This window comes from uncultured Sphingomonas sp., assembly GCF_913777625.1.
GTDB lineage: Bacteria > Pseudomonadota > Alphaproteobacteria > Sphingomonadales > Sphingomonadaceae > Sphingomonas.
Genome location: NZ_CAJYTI010000014.1, coordinates 1 through 16,208 on the forward strand (window position 1 = coordinate 1; position 16,208 = coordinate 16,208).

Consider the following 16,208-nt stretch of genomic DNA (forward strand, 5'->3'; position numbering starts at 1 on the left):
TGCCCGAGCCTGAGGAATTTTCTATCGCAAAGTCCTCCCCCGCCAGGCGGGGGAACCGTTCGGCATCATCCGGATGGTCGAAGGGGAGGTCAGGAACGGCCTTCATGAACGGCACCCTATCCTCCCCCTCCGTCACCGCTGCGCGGCGCCACCTCCCCCTTGCGGGGGAGGACTAAGGGATCACGCGGCCTTCTGGACCTCTGCGACGATCTTCTTGGCGGCATCGCCCAGGTCGTTCGCGGGAACGATCGCGAGGCCCGAGTTCGCCAGAATGTCCTTGCCGGCCTGCACGTTCGTGCCTTCCAGGCGGACGACCAGCGGCACCGACAGGTTCACTTCCTTGGCGGCAGCAACGATTCCCTCGGCGATGATGTCGCACTTCATGATCCCGCCAAAGATGTTGACGAGGATGCCCTTCACCGCCGGATCGGCGAGGATGATCTTGAACGCCGCGGTCACCTTTTCCTTGTTCGCGCCGCCGCCGACGTCGAGGAAGTTGGCCGGGAACATGCCGTTCAGCTTGATGATGTCCATCGTCGCCATCGCCAGGCCGGCGCCGTTGACCATGCAGCCGATGTCGCCGTCGAGCTTGATGTAGGCGAGGTCGTACTTCGACGCCTCGAGCTCCATCGGATCCTCTTCGGTCTCGTCGCGCAGTTCCATCAGGTCCTTGTGACGGTACATCGCATTCGAATCGAAGCCGACCTTGGCATCGAGCACCATCAGCTTGCCATCGTCGGTGACGGCGAGCGGGTTGATCTCGATCTGCGAGGCGTCGGTGCCGAGGAAGGTGTCGTACACCTTGCCGGCGAGGCTCTGCGCCTGCTTGGCGAGATCGCCCTCGAGGCCGAGCGCATTGGCGACGGCGCGGCCGTGGTGGGGCATGAAGCCGGTTGCGGGATCGACGTCGAAGGTGTGGATCTTTTCCGGCGTGTCATGCGCGACGGTTTCGATGTCCATGCCGCCTTCGGTCGAGACGACGAAGGCGACTCGGCCGGTGGCGCGATCGACCAGCAGCGCGAGGTAGAATTCCTTGGCGATGTCGACGCCGTCGGTCACGTACAGGCGGTTGACCTGCTTGCCGGCGGCGCCGGTCTGGATCGTCACCAGCGTGTTGCCGAGCATCTCGGTCGCGGCGTGACGAACCTCGTCCTCGGTCTTGGCGAGGCGGACGCCGCCCTTGGCTTCGGCCGGCAGTTCCTTGAACTTGCCCTTGCCGCGGCCGCCGGCATGGATCTGCGCCTTCACGACATAAAGCGGCCCAGGCAGCTTCTTCGAGGCTTCAACGGCCTCTTCGACGCTCAATGCGGCAAAGCCGGCCGGCACGGGCACGCCGAACTTCGCGAGCAGTTCCTTGGCCTGATATTCGTGGATGTTCATGGGAGCAGTCCGCCTTTTCAAGGGAACGGGGAGTTGGATCGCGCCCGCCTAAGCACAGCGCGCGCGTGAAATCCACCCTTTTAGGGATTAATGCGATTGCGAATGGTTTGCAACATGGCGCGTCAATCCGGATGGAGCGCGAAGCCATAGGCCCGGCGGGCTTACCATCTCGTGAAGCGCCAGGGTTGCCGCGCCCTCCCCAAACCCAACGGTCATTCCCGCGAAGGCGGAAATCCATCTGCCGGGACGCTGGGGGCAGGCACCGAAAGACTCAGCGCTATTGGATCCCCGCCTTCGCGGGATGAGGGTGGATAGCGAGGGTTGCGGTGCAATCCTGCCGCAGGCCTCGTCGTCCGACCGCCAAAACAGCCCCTCCCGCCTCGGCGGCGCGGGAGGGGGAACACGCATCAAGCCTCGGTGCGGGCCTTGACGATCTTGCCCGGGTTCGCGGGCGGCTCGCCCTTCGGCAGCGCGTCGACATGGTCCATGCCTTCGATCACTTCGCCCCAGACCGTGTACTGGCCGTCGAGGAAGGTCGCGTCGTCGAGACAGATGAAGAACTGCGAGTTGGCGCTGTTCGGGTTCATCGTGCGCGCCATCGAGCAGACGCCGCGGACGTGACGCTCCTTCGAGAATTCCTGCGCGAGGTCGGGCTTGTCCGAACCGCCCATGCCGGTGCCCGAGGGATCGCCGCCCTGCGCCATGAAGCCGTCGATCACGCGGTGGAACACCACGCCGTCATAGAAACCTTCGTCGGCAAGGCCGGCGATGCGCGCGACATGGTTCGGCGCGAGATCGGGGCGGAGGCGGATGCGGACGTCGCCGGTATCGAGCGTGAGAATGAGCGTGGTGGGTTCGGCCATGGGGCACCTCTTCTATAAAACTGGAACGAAGCCCTAGGCGGAGCGCTGTCGACTTGCAAATGCCCGCTGGGGATGGCAGCGCGCCCGGCAAGGGGCCGCGGCACGGGAGGTCGGACGGTGAGCGAGACCGAACTGCACGAAGAGGCCATCGCGCCCGAAAGCCAGCTCGACGAGGACGATCGGCTCAAGCCCGAATTCGTCAGCGCGGTGCTCGAGGCGGTCGACCAGGGCGACGACGAAGCCGCGCATGCGCTGGTCGCGCCGCTCCACCCTGCCGACATCGCCGATCTGATCGAACTGGTCCCCTCGGAACAGCGCGCCGACGTCGTCACCGCGATTTCCGACCTGATCGACGGCGACGTGCTCGCCGAGATGAACGACTGGGTGCGCGAGGCACTGGTCGACGCGCTCGAGCCGCACCAGGTGGCGGACATCGCGGCCGAGCTCGATACCGACGACGCCGTCGCAATCATCGAGGACATGGACGTCGAGGACCAGCGCGAGGTGCTGCGCGCGCTCGACCCCGACGACCGCGCCGCGATCGAGGAAGCGCTGTCCTACCCCGAGGAATCCGCCGGCCGCCTGATGCAGCGCGAGCTGATCGCGGTGCCCGAGCATTGGACCGTCGGCCATGTACTCGACTATCTGCGCGGCAATGACGCGCTGACCACCGATTTCTGGGAAATCTTCGTCGTCGACCCCTCGCACAAGCCGATCGGCACCTGCGAGCTCAGCTGGATCCTGCGCACTCCGCGCGGGATCACGATGAGCGACGTGATGAAGCGCGAGCAGACGCTGATCCCGGTCGACATGGACCAGGAGGAAGTGGCGCTGCGCTTCCAGAAATACGCGCTGATCTCGGCCGCGGTGGTGGACCTGAGCGGCCGGCTGGTCGGCATGATCACGGTGGACGACATCGTCCATATCATCTCGCAGGAAGCCGGCGAGGACATTCTCCGCCTGTCCGGCGCCGGCGAGGGCGACATCAACGAGCCGGTGCTGCTGACGGTCAAAACGCGGCTGACCTGGCTGTTCGTCAATCTCGGCACCGCGATCCTCGCGGCTTCGGTTGTCGGGCTGTTCCAGGGCGAGATCGCCAAGTTCGCGCTGCTTGCGGTGCTGATGCCGATCGTATCGGGGATGGGCGGCAATGCCGGCACGCAGACGCTGGCGGTGGTGGTCCGGGCGATCGCGACCAACCAGCTGACCGAATCGAACACCATCCGCATGATCCTGCGCGAACTGCGGATCGCCGCCGCCAACGGCGCGTCGCTGGGGCTGGCGATCGGGGCAGGGACGATGCTGATCTACGGCATTCCCTGGTTGGCGCTCGTGATCGGCATGGCGATGGTGATCAACAACCTGATCGCCGGGCTGTCCGGCGTGCTGATCCCGGTGACGCTCGATCGGTTGCGCGTCGATCCCGCCGTTTCCTCGGCGGTGTTCGTCACGATGATGACCGACGTGATGGGCTTCTTCTCGTTCCTGGGGCTCGCGACGCTGGTGGGGCTCGGCAGCTGACTTGATCGCGGGCAGCGGATTGCCCAAATCAGCGCCTGTGCCACTCCATCTCACCAAGGTCGCCTTTGCCTGCGACAGCGTCGATTTCCTGCGATCCCGCCTCGAAGCGCGTGCTGCGCTCGGTGGCGTGGCGTTGACCACGCGCTATCTGCCCAAGCGGCACGAAGAGATCGACGGGGGCTCCCTGTTCTGGATTCTCAAGCACCAGCTGGTCGGTCGTTCGCCGATCCTCGGCTTCGGCGAGGCCGAGGGCGGGCGAACGGCGATCCTGCTCGAGCCGAAGCTGGTCCTCGTCCAGGCCCGACCCAAGCGCGCCCACCAGGGCTGGCGCTATCTAGAAGCCACCGACGCGCCGCCGGATCTGGGCGATCTGGACAGCGGCGCGGAGGAACTGCCGCCATCGCTAATGGGTGAACTGGCAGGGCTGGGGTTGCTCTGACCCAACCAAGCCCCTCCTCCTCGGAGGAGGGGTCGGGGTGGAGGGATTCCAGAACGCGCGGGGAGTGCACCATGCCACCACGCGGGGCACGTTTGCTTCCACATCAGCCCCCACCCCAACCTCTCCCTGAAGGGGAGGGGCTAGAGGCGCTTGGCTCGGTTACTCCGCGTCCGCGGGCGCCGCAGCGCTGCGCCCTTTGAAGCCCTGCGCCACGACATACCACTCGACCGAGCCCTTGCGGCTGGCCGGCGGCTTGGCGTGCTTCACCGTCGTGAAGTTGCGCTTCATCTCGGCGACCAGCGTCGAATCGGCACCGCCGGCGAACACCTTGGCGACGAAATCGCCGCCCGGCTCGAGCGTCTTGATGGCGAAGTCGAGCGCGGTCTCGACCAGCGCCATGGTGCGCAGCGCGTCGGTCTGCGGATGGCCGACGGTGTTCGCCGCCATGTCGGACAGGATCAGGTCCGGCGCGCCGCCCAGTTCCTCGATCAGCCGATCGGGCGCGGCATCGTCCATGAAGTCCATCTGGAGCAGCGTCGCGCCCTCGATCGGGTCGACCGGCAGCAGGTCGATGCCGACCACCGCCGCCCTGGGCAGCACGCGGCGCACCACCTGCGTCCAGCCGCCGGGTGCGACGCCGAGGTCGACCACGCGCTTGGCGCCCTTGAGGAAGCCGAACTTCTCGTCGAGCTCGGTCAGCTTGTACGCCGCGCGGCTGCGATAGCCCTCGGCCTTTGCCCGGCGGACATAGGGGTCGTTCAGCTGGCGCTCCAGCCAGCGCGTCGATTGCGCCGTACGGCCGCGCGCCGTGCGCACGCGGACATGGCCGCGGCCACCGCCCCTGCTCATCGAATGTTCCTCACAACCTTATAAGGGCGCGCCACCGATCAGCCGCCGCAATATACCTTCGCGAATGCCGCGATCGGCGATGCCTAGCCGCTCGGCGGGCCAGATGTCGAGGATCGTCTCCAGAATCGCGCAGCCGGCGACCACCAGATCGGCGCGTTCGTTGCCGATGCAGGGCACCTGGGCGCGTTCCTTGATGCTCATCGCGGCGATGTTCCGGCTGACCTCGCGCATCGCCGCACTCGGCACGATCAGCCCGTCGACCGCCGAGCGATCATAGGAGGTGAGGCCCAGATGCACGCTGGCGAGCGTCGTCACCGTGCCGCTGGTACCGAGCAGCCGCCGCGTGCCTTTGGGTGCCCGCAGCCGCTCGACGAACGGCGCGAAGCTCTCCCGTACCCTGGCGCGCATGTCGGCATAGGCGGCGGCCCGGGCGTCGACGGTCACCGCCTTGCTCTGCCCGGTCGCCTCGCTGAGCGACACCACGCCCCAGGGCGCGCTGTGCCAGTCGAGAATGTGGGGGACGGGCGCGTGCGAATCGACGAGCACCAGCTCGGTCGAGCCGCCGCCGATGTCGAACACCAAAGCCGGGCCGTCGCCGGGCTCGAGCAGCGCATGGCAGCCGAGCACGGCAAGGCGCGCCTCTTCCTCGGCGGTGATGATATCCAGCGCAATGCCGGTCTCGCGATAGGCGCGCTCGATGAACTCGGCGCCGTTCACCGCCTGGCGGCAGGCCTGCGTCGCGACCGAGCGGGCAAGCGCCACATTGCGGCGCTTGAGCTTGTCGGCGCAGATTCGCAGCGCCGCCAGCGTGCGTTCGATCGCGGCGTCCGACAGGCGACCGGTCGTCGCCAACCCCTCGCCGAGGCGGACGATTCGCGAGAACGCGTCGATCACCGCGAAGCCCGCGCCTTGCGGGCGGGCGATCAGCAGCCGGCAATTATTGGTACCCAGGTCCAGCGCCGCATAATGCCGCGATTCGGACCAGCGCGGCGGTCCCTTCGCGGCAGGCGCTTTCGCGGCCGGCGGCGCCACAGGGCGCGCAGCGGCAGCGCGCCTTCCGCGGGGCATTCTGGCGGAGCCATCCCCCATGTCATCAACTCACTTATCTTCTTCCGTCACCGAACCAAAACGGCTCGGCCGGTGCTTGGATGCAAGGCTAGACGAGGTCTGTGACAAGAGCAAGGTGAGCGCGCATTTGCAGCGTTGACACGGCCGCTGCATCCCCCTATCTGGCGCGACCTGTCCGGTGCCCCGTCGTCTAAAGGTAAGACTACGGACTCTGACTCCGTCAATTGAGGTTCGAATCCTCACGGGGCATCCAACAGCGTTTCCGATTCCCTGAAATGCCCATTCGATCGTCGGCCGTCGTGCGGACGGTACGCGGATGGCTGCCGTCACCAGCGGGGATGCCATGGCCAAGCGCAAGCGATACCTGACGGCGACACTGCCCGATGGCTATGTGAAGACGATCGGGCCGACCGCCGCGCCCTTCACCCATTACTGGCGGATCGTCGCGGAGCTGCAGGGCGGCCGCACCGAGGTCTTCTGGGGACACACCAAGTCGCTGAAGGACGCGATCGGCAAGCGTGCCGCCACCGAGGAGGCGGCACGGCAGCGCGGGTGGACGTCCTATGCCTTCGAGGTCGTCGAGCTGACAGAGGGCCGCGAGCCCCCCGATTCGGCCTGATCCGCGTGCCTATGCGGCGCGAGCGGTCGTGCGCCGGCGCGTCGCGAACCAGCCATAGGCGAACAGGGATGCCAGTGCGGTGGCTGCCACCAGATAGGGCAGCGCGCCCCAGCGCTCGTACATCGCCACCCCGATCGAAGGACCCAGCACGAACGCCGCCCCGTTGATCGAGGTCACCCGCCCCGCCACCGAGCCCTGCGCATGGGGCCCAACCGCCAGTGACGCGCCTGCCGTGAAGCCTGGCCTGGCAAAGCCCATGCCGAGCGCGATCATCGCATAGCCGAGCGCGATGCCGTACAGGCTCGTGGCGTTCGCGGTGGCGAGGCAGCCCAACGTGCCGAGCGCCGCCCCGGCGAGGATCAGCGCGCGCGGCTTGAGGTCGAGCAGCGGAATCAGGCCCCATTGCACGAGCAGCGAGGCGCCGGCGCCGATCATCAATACCAGGCCGGTCGGTTCCAGCGCGGCGGCGGGCGCGAGCGCGAGGCGATCGATGATCAGGAAGCCGATCGCCTGCCCGGTCATCGCCTGGGCATGGCCGGTGATCAGCCCCGCGATCATCCAGGGCCGTACGCGCGGATCGAAGGTGCGGACATGCTCGGCATGCTCGCCGGTCGCCGCCGCGACGCTGGCGCCGGTGCCTTGTCCGCCGATCGAGGGGTAGCTGGTGGCGGCGCCATGCTCCACCGCGCCGGACTCGGCCGGCAGCAACCGCAGTACCGCGACGAACAGCACCATGCCGACGGCGCTCGCCGCAAAGGCAGGGCCGGACAGCCCGATCAGCGGGCCGCCCGGCCAGAGATGCCCCATCACCAGATAGGGCGCCACCGCCGGCCCCAGGATCGTCCCCAGCCCGAAGGCCGAGGCGAGCAGGGTCAGCGCCTTGGTGCGGTCGCCTCGGCTGGTGCGGGCCGCGACGATCGCCTGTACCGCCGGCGGCGCGGCCGACCCGAACGCGCCGTAGAGCATGCGACCGACCACGAAGGCGGCAAAGGTGGCGAACGGACTCAGCACCCCGTTGATGCCGAGCGCCAGGCAGAGGCCGCACAGCCCCAGCGAGGCGGTGAAGCCAACGATGCCGAGCAGCACCATCTTCCGCCGTCCGGCGCGCTCCGAGCGATTTGCCCAGAACGGTGCGGTCAGCATCCATAACAGCGCCGAAACCGAAAAGACCGCCGCCACCGCGCTGTCGGCGGCGTGCAGTTCGCGGCCGAGCGCGGGCAGAATCGACTGCAGTGCCGTGTTGCCGGCGGCGATCAGCAGCATCACGCCGAACAACAAGGCGAAATCGCGGTCGATCGCGCGGCTCATGCCCGGCGCCACTGGTAGCTGCGCTCGACGCGGGTGACGATCACCTCATACCAGTCGTACCAGCGCGCACGGCCCTGGCTGCGGATGGCCGCATGGTCGCGATGGTCGCGCCAGGCGGCGGCACTGGCTTCGTCCGCCCAATAGCTGATCGTGATGCCGACGCCCCCGGGCCCGCGCTGCGATTCCACCCCGCGATAGCCGGGCTGTGTCGCGGCAAGCGCGTCCATCGCCTCGGCGGCGGCGGCATAGCCGGCATCGTCCTCCTGCGTGCGCTTCGATACGAACAGCACCGCGATCTGGCCCGTACGGTCCTCTCCCATATCGGAATCGTAGACTGCGCGCGGCGCTTTGCAATCCGGACAACCCCTGCGAAAGCTGGCCGCCATGATCACCGACTGGCATTTCTATACGCTCGCTGTGCCCGCCGTGCTGCTGCTCGGCCTGTCCAAGGGCGGGTTTGCCGGCATGGGCGCGCTGTCGCTGCCGCTGCTCGCGCTCGCCATCGATCCGGTGCGCGCCGCGGCGATCACGCTGCCGATCCTGATCCTGCAGGACGTGGTGAGCGTCTGGGCCTTCCGCCGCACGGTCGACTGGCGGCTGCTGGCGTGGATGCTGCCGGGATCGATGGCCGGGATCGCGCTGGGCTATGGCTTTGCCGCGAGCGTGTCGCCGGTCCTGGTGCTGGCGGCGGTGGGCGCGATCTCGATCCTGTTCGGGCTCTACCGGCTCTGGGCGAGCGGCCGGGCGACGCCTTCGGTGGCGGCGCGCTGGCCGGAATGGGTGGGCAGCCTGTTCGGCGTCGCTTCGGGCTTCACCAGCCAGATCGCCCATGCCGGGCAGCCGCCCTTCCAGCTGTGGGTGCTGCCGCGCAACCTGCCGCGCGACCGGCTGGTGGGGACGACGGCGATCTTCTTCGCCGCGACCAACTGGATCAAGGTGCCCGCCTATTGGGCGCTCGGCCAGTTCACGCCCGCGAACCTGCTGACCTCGGCGGCGCTGTTCCCGCTGGCGCTTGCGTCGACGCTGGCGGGGGTGTGGCTGGTACGGCGGGTGTCGCCCGAGCGGTTCTATACCGCGATCTATCTGCTGATGATCGCGGTGGGCGGTGCGCTGATCTGGGAGGCGGTGGCGAAGAGCTGATTTTTCTTAAGCCCCTCCTCCTGGGAGGAGGGGTTGGGGGTGGAGGGATTCCGGAACGTCGGTTGGTCTCGGTGAGACACGACCCCACCCCAATCCCTCCCCTGAAGGGGAGGGGCTAAGAAGGGTTCAATCGAACAGGCTCGACACCGAGCTTTCGTCGGCGATGCGGCGGATCGCCTCGGCGATCAGCGGGGCAATGGTCAGGTGGCGGACCTTCTCGCCGGCCGCGACCACCTCGTGATTGCCGATCGAATCGGTGATCACCAGCTCGCGCAGCTCGGACTTGGCGACACGCGACATTGCAGCACCCGAAAGCACGCCGTGGGTGCAATAGGCGACCACGTCCTCCGCGCCTGCCGCCTTCAGCGCGGCGGCGGCGTTGCACAGCGTGCCGGCCGAATCGACGATGTCGTCGATCAGGATGCAGAAGCGGCCCTTCACCTCGCCGATGATGTTCATCACTTCCGATTCGCCCGGACGCTCGCGGCGCTTGTCGACGATCGCGAGGGGGGCGTTGTCCAGCCGCTTGGCGAGCTGGCGCGCACGCACCACGCCGCCGACGTCGGGCGAGACGACCATCCACTGCTTGTCGATGAAGCGCGTCTGGATATCGGCCGACATCACCGGCGCCGCGAACAGATTGTCCGTCGGAATGTCGAAGAAACCCTGGATCTGACCGGCGTGGAGGTCGACGGAGAGGACGCGGTTGGCGCCTGCGGTGGTGATCAGGTTGGCGACCAGCTTGGCCGAGATCGGCGTGCGCGGACCCGGCTTCCGGTCCTGGCGGGCATAGCCGAAATAGGGGAGCACCGCGGTGATCCGCTTGGCCGACGCGCGGCGCAGCGCGTCGATCATGATCAGCAGCTCCATCAGGTTGTCGTTCGCCGGGTAGCTGGTCGACTGGAGCACGAACACGTCCTCGCCGCGGACGTTCTCGAGGATCTCGACGAAGATCTCCTCGTCGGCGAAGCGGCGGACGTTCGCCTGGGTGAGGGGGATTTCCAGATAGTCGGCGATGGCGCTCGCCAGCGGCAGGTTCGAATTGCCGGCCATGAGTTTCATAAAATGCTGGCCTCCTGAGCCGCTCACGATGTCCCGATGCCCGCGCCCTTTAGTGCGACGTTTCCGTGACGCAAAGAGGCATTGCCGCTTTGCCTGTGCCAGCCTAGGCCGCAGGCATGACCGTCGTCACCCGTTTCGCCCCGAGCCCCACCGGTACGCTGCATGTCGGCAACCTGCGGACCGCATTGCATAACTGGCTGTTCGCGCGCCGCCATGGCGGGACCTTCCTGCTGCGGATCGACGATACCGATCAGGCCCGGTCGGAAGAACGATTCGTCGAAAGCATCCGCGCCGATCTCGCCTGGATGGGGCTGACGCCGGATCGCGAGGAGCGCCAGTCGGCCCGATTCGACCGCTACGAAGCGCGATTCGCCGAGCTGGTCGCCGATGGCCGGGTCTATCCCGCCTATGAGACCGCGCAGGAACTCGAGCTCAAGCGCAAGGTGCTGCTCGGCCGCGGCCTGCCGCCGGTCTATGACCGTGCCGCACTGGCGCTCACCGATGCCGATCGTGCCACGCTGGAGGCCGAGGGCGTGCGCCCCCATTGGCGCTTCAAGCTCGATCACGACGAGGCGATCGGCTGGGACGATCTGGTGCGCGGGCCCCAGCACTTCGAGGCGAAGCTGCTCAGCGATCCCGTCGTGCGCCGCGCCGACGGCTCCTGGCTCTATCTGCTGCCAAGCGTGATCGACGATATCGACATGGGCGTCACCCATGTCGTGCGCGGCGAGGACCATGTCTCGAACACGGCGTCGCAGATCCAGATGTTCACCGCACTCGGCGGCGCGGTGCCGGGCTTCGCGCACGAGGCGCTGCTCACCGGGGCGGAAGGCAAGCTGTCCAAGCGACTCGGCTCGCTCGGCATCGACCATTTTCGCGAGATGGGCATCGAGCCGCAGGCGCTGATCGCGCTGCTCGCCCGGCTCGGCACCAGCGATCCCGTCGAGCCCTTTGCCGATCCCGCGCCGCTGGTCGCCGGCTTCGACTTCGGCCGCTTCGGGCGTGCCCCCGCGCGGTTCGATGAAACGGAGCTCGCCCAGCTCAATGCCCGCATCGTCCATCAACTGCCCTATGCGGCCGTTTCCAACCGCCTGCCCATGGGAATCGACGCGGCCGGCTGGGACGCCATTCGCCCCAACCTCAACACGGTCGCCGAGGCGGCGGACTGGTGGGCGGTCGTCGAAGGCCCGATCGCCGCGCCGCCGGTGGAGACGGACGACCGCGACTTCCTCGCCCAGGCCCGCGCGGTGGCGGAAGGGCTCGACTGGTCTGCCGATCCGTGGCGCGCGCTCACTGATGCGCTGAAGGCCGCCACGGGCCGCAAGGGCAAGGCGCTGTTCCTGCCGCTCCGCCGTGCACTGACGGGGCGCGACCATGGCCCGGACATGGCCGCGCTGCTGCCGCTGATCGGCAAGGATCGTGCGCTGGAACGGCTCGCCACGGGATGAGCCGCTCCATCTTTACGCCTGAAATGTAACGTTGTACCATAACCTTCATCCGGCGTTCATAGACCGGTGTTGGAGAAGGAGTGCAACGTCATGCATGCCGATACCCGTTATCATGCCAGCGCCCCGCGATCGGTCAGCTTCGGTGCCGCACTGGCGATCAACGGCGCGATCATCGCCGGGCTGATCTTCTCGGCGCCCCAGTTCCTGCCCAAGCCGCAGGTCAAGCCGTTCGAAGGCACGAACATCCCGCTGCCGCCCCCGCCGATCGACGAGCCGAAGCCGCAGCCCAAACCCGTAAAGGCGGTGACGCCGACCCAGCCGCTGCCGACGATTCCAGATCCCATCGTGTCACATCCGTCGGAGGTCCGGATCGACGCGACCAATGTGGTCGCGGATCCGCAGCCGCCGTTCGTAAAGCCGGCCGAGGCCGGGCCGCCGGTGGTCGCGGATCCGCCCAAGGCCGTGCCGGTCCTGATCGGCGCCACCACCGATCCCCGCTATGCGCAGGACTTCCAGCCCGAATATCCCTCCCAGGAGATCCGCGCCCAGCGCGACGGGCTCGTCACCCTGCGCGTGCTGATCGGCACCGACGGGCGGGTCAAGGCAGTGGAGCCGGTGAGCGCCACCAGCGACGCCTTCTTCGCCGTCACCAAGCGCCAGGCGCTCGGCAAGTGGCGCTTCCGTGCCGCCATGCGCGGTGGGGTGCCCGAGGAAAGCTGGAAGACGATGACCGTCCGCTTCCGGATCGAAGACGCCCGCTGATCGCCCTCCGATCGCAGCGGCGTGGACGCGGGGGCTGGCCCTGGAGCCCCCGCGTCCCTATCTTCGGCCCCCGATGACCTTCCTCAAGTACATCTCGCCGCTGAAGGCGCTACGCGACCTTCGCGGCTATCTGGCGACGCGCAAGCAGCACGAGCTCTGGTTCATGATCCTCGCGCTGGCGATCACCTTCGGCATCATCGTGATGTTCGTGAAGGATTCGCACGTGCCGATGCCGTACAAGAAGAACATCATCTACGTGGACAGCTGGCCGATCACCCGCACCGAGGCGGAGATCCGCGCCAAGCAGAAGGTCGACGAGGCGAAGCGGCAGGAAGAGGAAGCAGCCTTCCAGGAGCGCCAGAAAAAGCGCCAGGCCGAATTCAAGAAGTACGACGACTGGTTGAAGAAGCACGGCATTTGACCGACGCACGCTGGATGGCGGTGGCGCTCGGGCTCGCCGAGCGCGGCAAGGGGCGGACGGCGCCCAATCCCAATGTCGGCTGCGTTCTGGTGCGGGGCGGTCGGGTGGTGGGTGGCGGCTGGACCCAGCCCGGTGGCCGCCCGCATGCCGAGGCGATGGCGCTGGCCGAAGCGGGCGAGGCGGCGCGCGGCGCCACCGCTTATGTCACGCTCGAGCCCTGCGCCCATGTCTCGGCGCGGGGCCCCGCCTGTTCCGATCTGCTGATCGCCTCCGGCGTCGCCCGCGTGGTTGCGGCGCTGCGGGATCCCGATCCCCGCACCGATGGCACCGGCCTTGCGCGCTTGCACGACGCGGGGATTGCCGTCGAGTCCGGGTTGATGGCGGCAGAGGCGCGGCGCAGCATGGCCGGCTTCCTCACCCGCCTCGCCAAGGGCCGCCCGCACGTCACCCTCAAGCTGGCGACCTCGCTGGACGGCCGCATTGCGCTGTCGACGGGCGAGAGCAAATGGATCACCGGCCCGCAGGCCCGTGCCCATGCCCATCTCGAACGCGCCCGGCACGACGGGATTCTCGTCGGCCGCGGCACCTTCCTCGCCGATGTCCCGAAGCTGGACGTGCGCCTTCCCGGCCTTGCCGATCGCTCGCCGCGCCGGATCCTGCTCTCGTCCACCGGCCCCACGCCGCCGGGATGGGAGCGGATCGCCGACATTGCCGACATTCGCCACCTCGCCGGCCTCGACACGCTGATGGTGGAAGGCGGCGCCAAGGCAGCGACCGCGTTTCTCCGCGCCGATCTGGTCGACCGGCTCCTCCTCTACCGTGCGCCGATCCTGCTCGGCGGCGGTAAACCCGCGGTCGAGGCGTTCGGCCTCGCCGCCTTGTCCGAGGCGCATGATCGCTGGCGCCTGCTGGACTCGCGTACGCTTGGCAGCGATCGGTTCGAGGTCTACGAGCGCAACTGATGTTCACCGGAATCGTAAGCGATGTCGGCACGATCGACGCGGTAGAGCGCCAGGGTGACCTGCGCGTGCGCGTGGCGACGGCCTATCCCACCCATGAGATCGACCTGGGCGCCTCGGTCGCCTGTTCGGGCGTGTGCCTGACGGTGGTCGACAAGGGGCCCGGCTGGCTCGACTTCGACGTGTCGGGCGAAACCGTGTCGCGCACCGCCGACGACCAGTGGACCGCCGGCCGCAAGCTCAACCTCGAGCGCGCGCTGCGCCTGGGCGACGAGCTGGGCGGGCACATCGTCACCGGCCATGTCGACGGTATCGGCCGGGTAAAGCTGGTCGAGGCGATCGACGGTTCGCACCATGTCGTGATCGCGGCGGGGCCGGAGATCGCGCCGTACGTGGCGCCCAAGGGATCGATCACCGTCGACGGCGTATCACTGACGGTCAACGCGGTGGACGACACCCCCGAGGGCGTCGAATTCCACCTCAACATCATTCCGCACACCGCCGCGGTCACCACCTTCGCCACGCTGGCGGAAGGCCAGGCGGTCAATCTGGAGATCGACGTGCTGGCGCGCTATCTTCAGCGCATGGAGGCATTGCGTGCCAAAGGCTGAACTCGCCGCGCTCAAGCACGGCTTCCTCTCCTCGCCCGAGGAACTGATCGACGAGGCCCGCAACGGCCGGATGTTCATCCTGGTCGATGATGAGGATCGCGAGAACGAGGGCGATCTGGTCATTCCTGCGCAGATGGCGACCCCGGACGCGATCAACTTCATGGCCAAGTACGGCCGCGGCCTGATCTGCCTGGCGATGACCAAGGCGCGCGTCGACCAGCTCGGGCTCGAGCTGATGAGCCGTGCCAACGGCACCCGGCACGAAACCGCCTTCACCGTCTCGATCGAGGCCAGGGAAGGCGTGACCACCGGCATCTCCGCCGCCGACCGCGCCCGCACCATCTCGGTCGCGATCGACGGTACCAAGGGGCGGCCCGACATCGTAACGCCGGGCCATGTCTTCCCGCTGGTCGCGCGCGACGGCGGCGTGCTCGTCCGCGCCGGCCATACCGAAGCGGCGGTCGACGTCGCTCGTCTGGCGGGCCTGAACCCCGCCGGCGTGATCTGCGAGATCATGAAGGACGACGGGACGATGGCGCGGCTCGACGATCTCGTCGGCTTCGCCCAGCTCCACAACCTCAAGATAGGCACGATCCGCGACCTGATCGCCTATCGCCGTCGCCACGACCATCTCGTCGAGCAGCGCGCCGAGGCGAGCTTCACCAGCCCCTGGGGCGGCGACTGGCGGGCGCTCACCTTCTGGAACAAGGCGAGCGGCAGCGAACAGATCGCACTGGTCAAGGGCCGCATCGATCCCGCCAAGCCCACGCTGGTCCGCATGCACGCGCTTTCGCCGTTCAGCGACCTGTTCGGCGAGGACGGCCCGCGCGGCGGCCTCTTGCGCAAGTCGATGGAGATCATCGGCAAGGAAGGCGCCGGCGTGATCGTGGTGATCAACAAGCCCCGCCCCGACCAGTTCACCCTGGCGCTGCAGGCGCGCGCGGGCGAGATCGAACCCAAGGACATGGATGAGCTGCGCGATTATGGCGTCGGCGCGACCATCCTCACTGAACTCGGCGTGCAGGACATGATTCTGCTCACCAACACCCATCACACGCTGATCGGGCTCGACGGCTATGGCCTGTCGATCGTCGGCGAACGCCCCCTGGATCCGGAGCAATAATGGCCAACATCCTCATCGTCGAAGCACGCTTCTACGAGCATCTCAACGACATGCTGATCGCCGGCGCCAAGGCCGCGATCGAAGCGGCCGGGCACAAGGCCGAGGTGATCACCGTGCCGGGCGCGCTGGAAATCCCGGGCGCCGTCGCGCTGGCGGCGGACAGCGGCCGTTACGACGCGTTCGTGGCGATCGGCGTGGTGATCCGCGGCGAAACCTATCATTTCGAGATCGTCGCAGGCGAGAGCGCGCGCGGGCTGATGGCGCTGTCGATGGACGGCGTCGCGATCGGCAACGGCATCCTGACGGTGGAGAACGAGGCGCAGGCGCTGGTCCGCGCGGACCCTGCGCAGAAGGACAAGGGCGGCGAAGCGGCCAAGGCGGCGCTGGCGATGCTCGCGCTCAAGGGCAAGTTCGGCTGATCCGATGGACATGCCGCCCTCCCGCTATCGCGTCGAAGAGCGGGGGCGGCGGCTGGTCGTGATCGATCGCGCCAGCGGGCGCGAAGTGTCTCCCACCAAATCTCCCTTTCCGCTTGCGGAAGGGAATGGCCGCCCCGGGCGAAGTCGCTTGGGGACGGTCCCTCCCCCATCCGCACCGCCGAGCGGGAGGGGGGCGCCGGCTTGGCGGTTCGGAAT

General features: G+C 67.8%; 18 protein-coding genes and 1 tRNA gene. 12 read left to right on the plus strand and 7 right to left on the minus strand.

Annotated features, from left to right (window positions below; translation table 11 throughout):
- Positions 1–180: 180 nt before the first annotated feature.
- Positions 181–1,380 (minus strand): ADP-forming succinate--CoA ligase subunit beta, encoded by a 1,200-nt coding sequence (gene sucC, locus QZ814_RS08475; RefSeq protein ID WP_294330942.1) that lies wholly within the window; start codon positions 1,378–1,380, stop codon positions 181–183.
- A gap of 407 nt (positions 1,381–1,787) precedes the next feature.
- Positions 1,788–2,243, minus strand: coding sequence for a peptidylprolyl isomerase (locus QZ814_RS08480; RefSeq protein ID WP_294330944.1), 456 nt, complete (start codon positions 2,241–2,243; stop codon positions 1,788–1,790).
- A 117-nt stretch (positions 2,244–2,360) separates the two neighbouring features.
- Here QZ814_RS08480 and mgtE point away from each other — a divergent pair, with 117 nt between their 5' ends.
- Both mgtE and QZ814_RS08490 read left to right on the plus strand, forming a co-directional pair.
- Positions 2,361–3,764, plus strand: a complete 1,404-nt coding sequence (gene mgtE, locus QZ814_RS08485; protein ID WP_294330946.1) for a magnesium transporter — start codon at positions 2,361–2,363, stop codon at positions 3,762–3,764.
- A gap of 37 nt (positions 3,765–3,801) precedes the next feature.
- A complete protein-coding gene (locus tag QZ814_RS08490) occupies positions 3,802–4,203 on the plus strand; it encodes a DUF1489 domain-containing protein (RefSeq protein ID WP_294330947.1) in 402 nt (133 codons plus the stop codon).
- Between the two features lie 159 nt (positions 4,204–4,362).
- On the opposite strand, the gene QZ814_RS08495 is transcribed toward QZ814_RS08490, so the two are convergent.
- Both QZ814_RS08495 and QZ814_RS08500 read right to left on the minus strand, forming a co-directional pair.
- On the minus strand, positions 4,363–5,052 hold the full coding sequence (locus QZ814_RS08495; RefSeq protein ID WP_294330949.1) for an RlmE family RNA methyltransferase: 690 nt from the start codon (positions 5,050–5,052) through the stop codon (positions 4,363–4,365).
- Positions 5,053–5,070: 18 nt separating this feature from the next.
- Complete coding sequence (locus QZ814_RS08500; RefSeq protein ID WP_294330951.1) at positions 5,071–6,141, minus strand: Ppx/GppA phosphatase family protein; 1,071 nt, start codon at positions 6,139–6,141, stop codon at positions 5,071–5,073.
- A 158-nt stretch (positions 6,142–6,299) separates the two neighbouring features.
- On the opposite strand from QZ814_RS08500, the gene QZ814_RS08505 reads away from it, so the two are divergent.
- Positions 6,300–6,373 (plus strand) — tRNA-Gln (locus QZ814_RS08505).
- Between the two features lie 90 nt (positions 6,374–6,463).
- Positions 6,464–6,739 (plus strand): hypothetical protein, encoded by a 276-nt coding sequence (locus QZ814_RS08510; protein ID WP_294331018.1) that lies wholly within the window; start codon positions 6,464–6,466, stop codon positions 6,737–6,739.
- A 9-nt stretch (positions 6,740–6,748) separates the two neighbouring features.
- Here QZ814_RS08510 and QZ814_RS08515 read toward each other — a convergent pair whose 3' ends face one another.
- Both QZ814_RS08515 and QZ814_RS08520 read right to left on the minus strand, forming a co-directional pair.
- Positions 6,749–8,047 carry an MFS transporter gene (locus QZ814_RS08515; protein WP_294330953.1) on the minus strand — a complete coding sequence of 433 codons (1,299 nt, stop codon included), beginning with the start codon at positions 8,045–8,047 and terminating at the stop codon, positions 6,749–6,751.
- Positions 8,044–8,367, minus strand: coding sequence for an antibiotic biosynthesis monooxygenase (locus QZ814_RS08520; RefSeq protein ID WP_294330955.1), 324 nt, complete (start codon positions 8,365–8,367; stop codon positions 8,044–8,046). Before QZ814_RS08520 ends, QZ814_RS08515 begins: the two co-directional genes overlap by 4 nt.
- 64 nt (positions 8,368–8,431) lie before the next feature.
- On the opposite strand from QZ814_RS08520, the gene QZ814_RS08525 reads away from it, so the two are divergent.
- The gene (locus tag QZ814_RS08525) at positions 8,432–9,187 is read left to right on the plus strand and encodes a sulfite exporter TauE/SafE family protein (protein WP_294330957.1); all 756 of its coding nucleotides are present in this window, start codon (positions 8,432–8,434) and stop codon (positions 9,185–9,187) included.
- 126 nt (positions 9,188–9,313) lie between these two features.
- Here QZ814_RS08525 and QZ814_RS08530 read toward each other — a convergent pair whose 3' ends face one another.
- A complete protein-coding gene (locus tag QZ814_RS08530; RefSeq protein WP_294330959.1) occupies positions 9,314–10,249 on the minus strand; it encodes a ribose-phosphate pyrophosphokinase in 936 nt (311 codons plus the stop codon).
- Between the two features lie 116 nt (positions 10,250–10,365).
- Here QZ814_RS08530 and gltX point away from each other — a divergent pair, with 116 nt between their 5' ends.
- The 7 genes from gltX to ribH all read left to right on the plus strand — a co-directional run bounded on the left by gltX (position 10,366) and on the right by ribH (position 15,992).
- Positions 10,366–11,697: a glutamate--tRNA ligase gene (gene gltX / locus QZ814_RS08535; RefSeq protein ID WP_294330961.1), complete on the plus strand. Its 1,332-nt coding sequence runs from the start codon at positions 10,366–10,368 to the stop codon at positions 11,695–11,697.
- A 90-nt stretch (positions 11,698–11,787) separates the two neighbouring features.
- Positions 11,788–12,459, plus strand: a complete 672-nt coding sequence (locus tag QZ814_RS08540; RefSeq protein ID WP_294330967.1) for an energy transducer TonB — start codon at positions 11,788–11,790, stop codon at positions 12,457–12,459.
- Between the two features lie 73 nt (positions 12,460–12,532).
- Positions 12,533–12,880 (plus strand): hypothetical protein, encoded by a 348-nt coding sequence (locus QZ814_RS08545; RefSeq protein WP_294330969.1) that lies wholly within the window; start codon positions 12,533–12,535, stop codon positions 12,878–12,880.
- A gap of 14 nt (positions 12,881–12,894) precedes the next feature.
- On the plus strand, positions 12,895–13,842 hold the full coding sequence (gene ribD, locus QZ814_RS08550; RefSeq protein WP_294331020.1) for a bifunctional diaminohydroxyphosphoribosylaminopyrimidine deaminase/5-amino-6-(5-phosphoribosylamino)uracil reductase RibD: 948 nt from the start codon (positions 12,895–12,897) through the stop codon (positions 13,840–13,842).
- Positions 13,842–14,450 carry a riboflavin synthase gene (locus tag QZ814_RS08555; RefSeq protein ID WP_141987864.1) on the plus strand — a complete coding sequence of 203 codons (609 nt, stop codon included), beginning with the start codon at positions 13,842–13,844 and terminating at the stop codon, positions 14,448–14,450. The genes ribD and QZ814_RS08555 overlap by 1 nt, the downstream gene beginning before the upstream one ends.
- Positions 14,437–15,573, plus strand: coding sequence for a 3,4-dihydroxy-2-butanone-4-phosphate synthase (ribB, locus tag QZ814_RS08560; protein WP_294330975.1), 1,137 nt, complete (start codon positions 14,437–14,439; stop codon positions 15,571–15,573). Before QZ814_RS08555 ends, ribB begins: the two co-directional genes overlap by 14 nt.
- Complete coding sequence (gene ribH, locus QZ814_RS08565; protein WP_264606937.1) at positions 15,573–15,992, plus strand: 6,7-dimethyl-8-ribityllumazine synthase; 420 nt, start codon at positions 15,573–15,575, stop codon at positions 15,990–15,992. Before ribB ends, ribH begins: the two co-directional genes overlap by 1 nt.
- Positions 15,993–16,208: the final 216 nt, after the last annotated feature.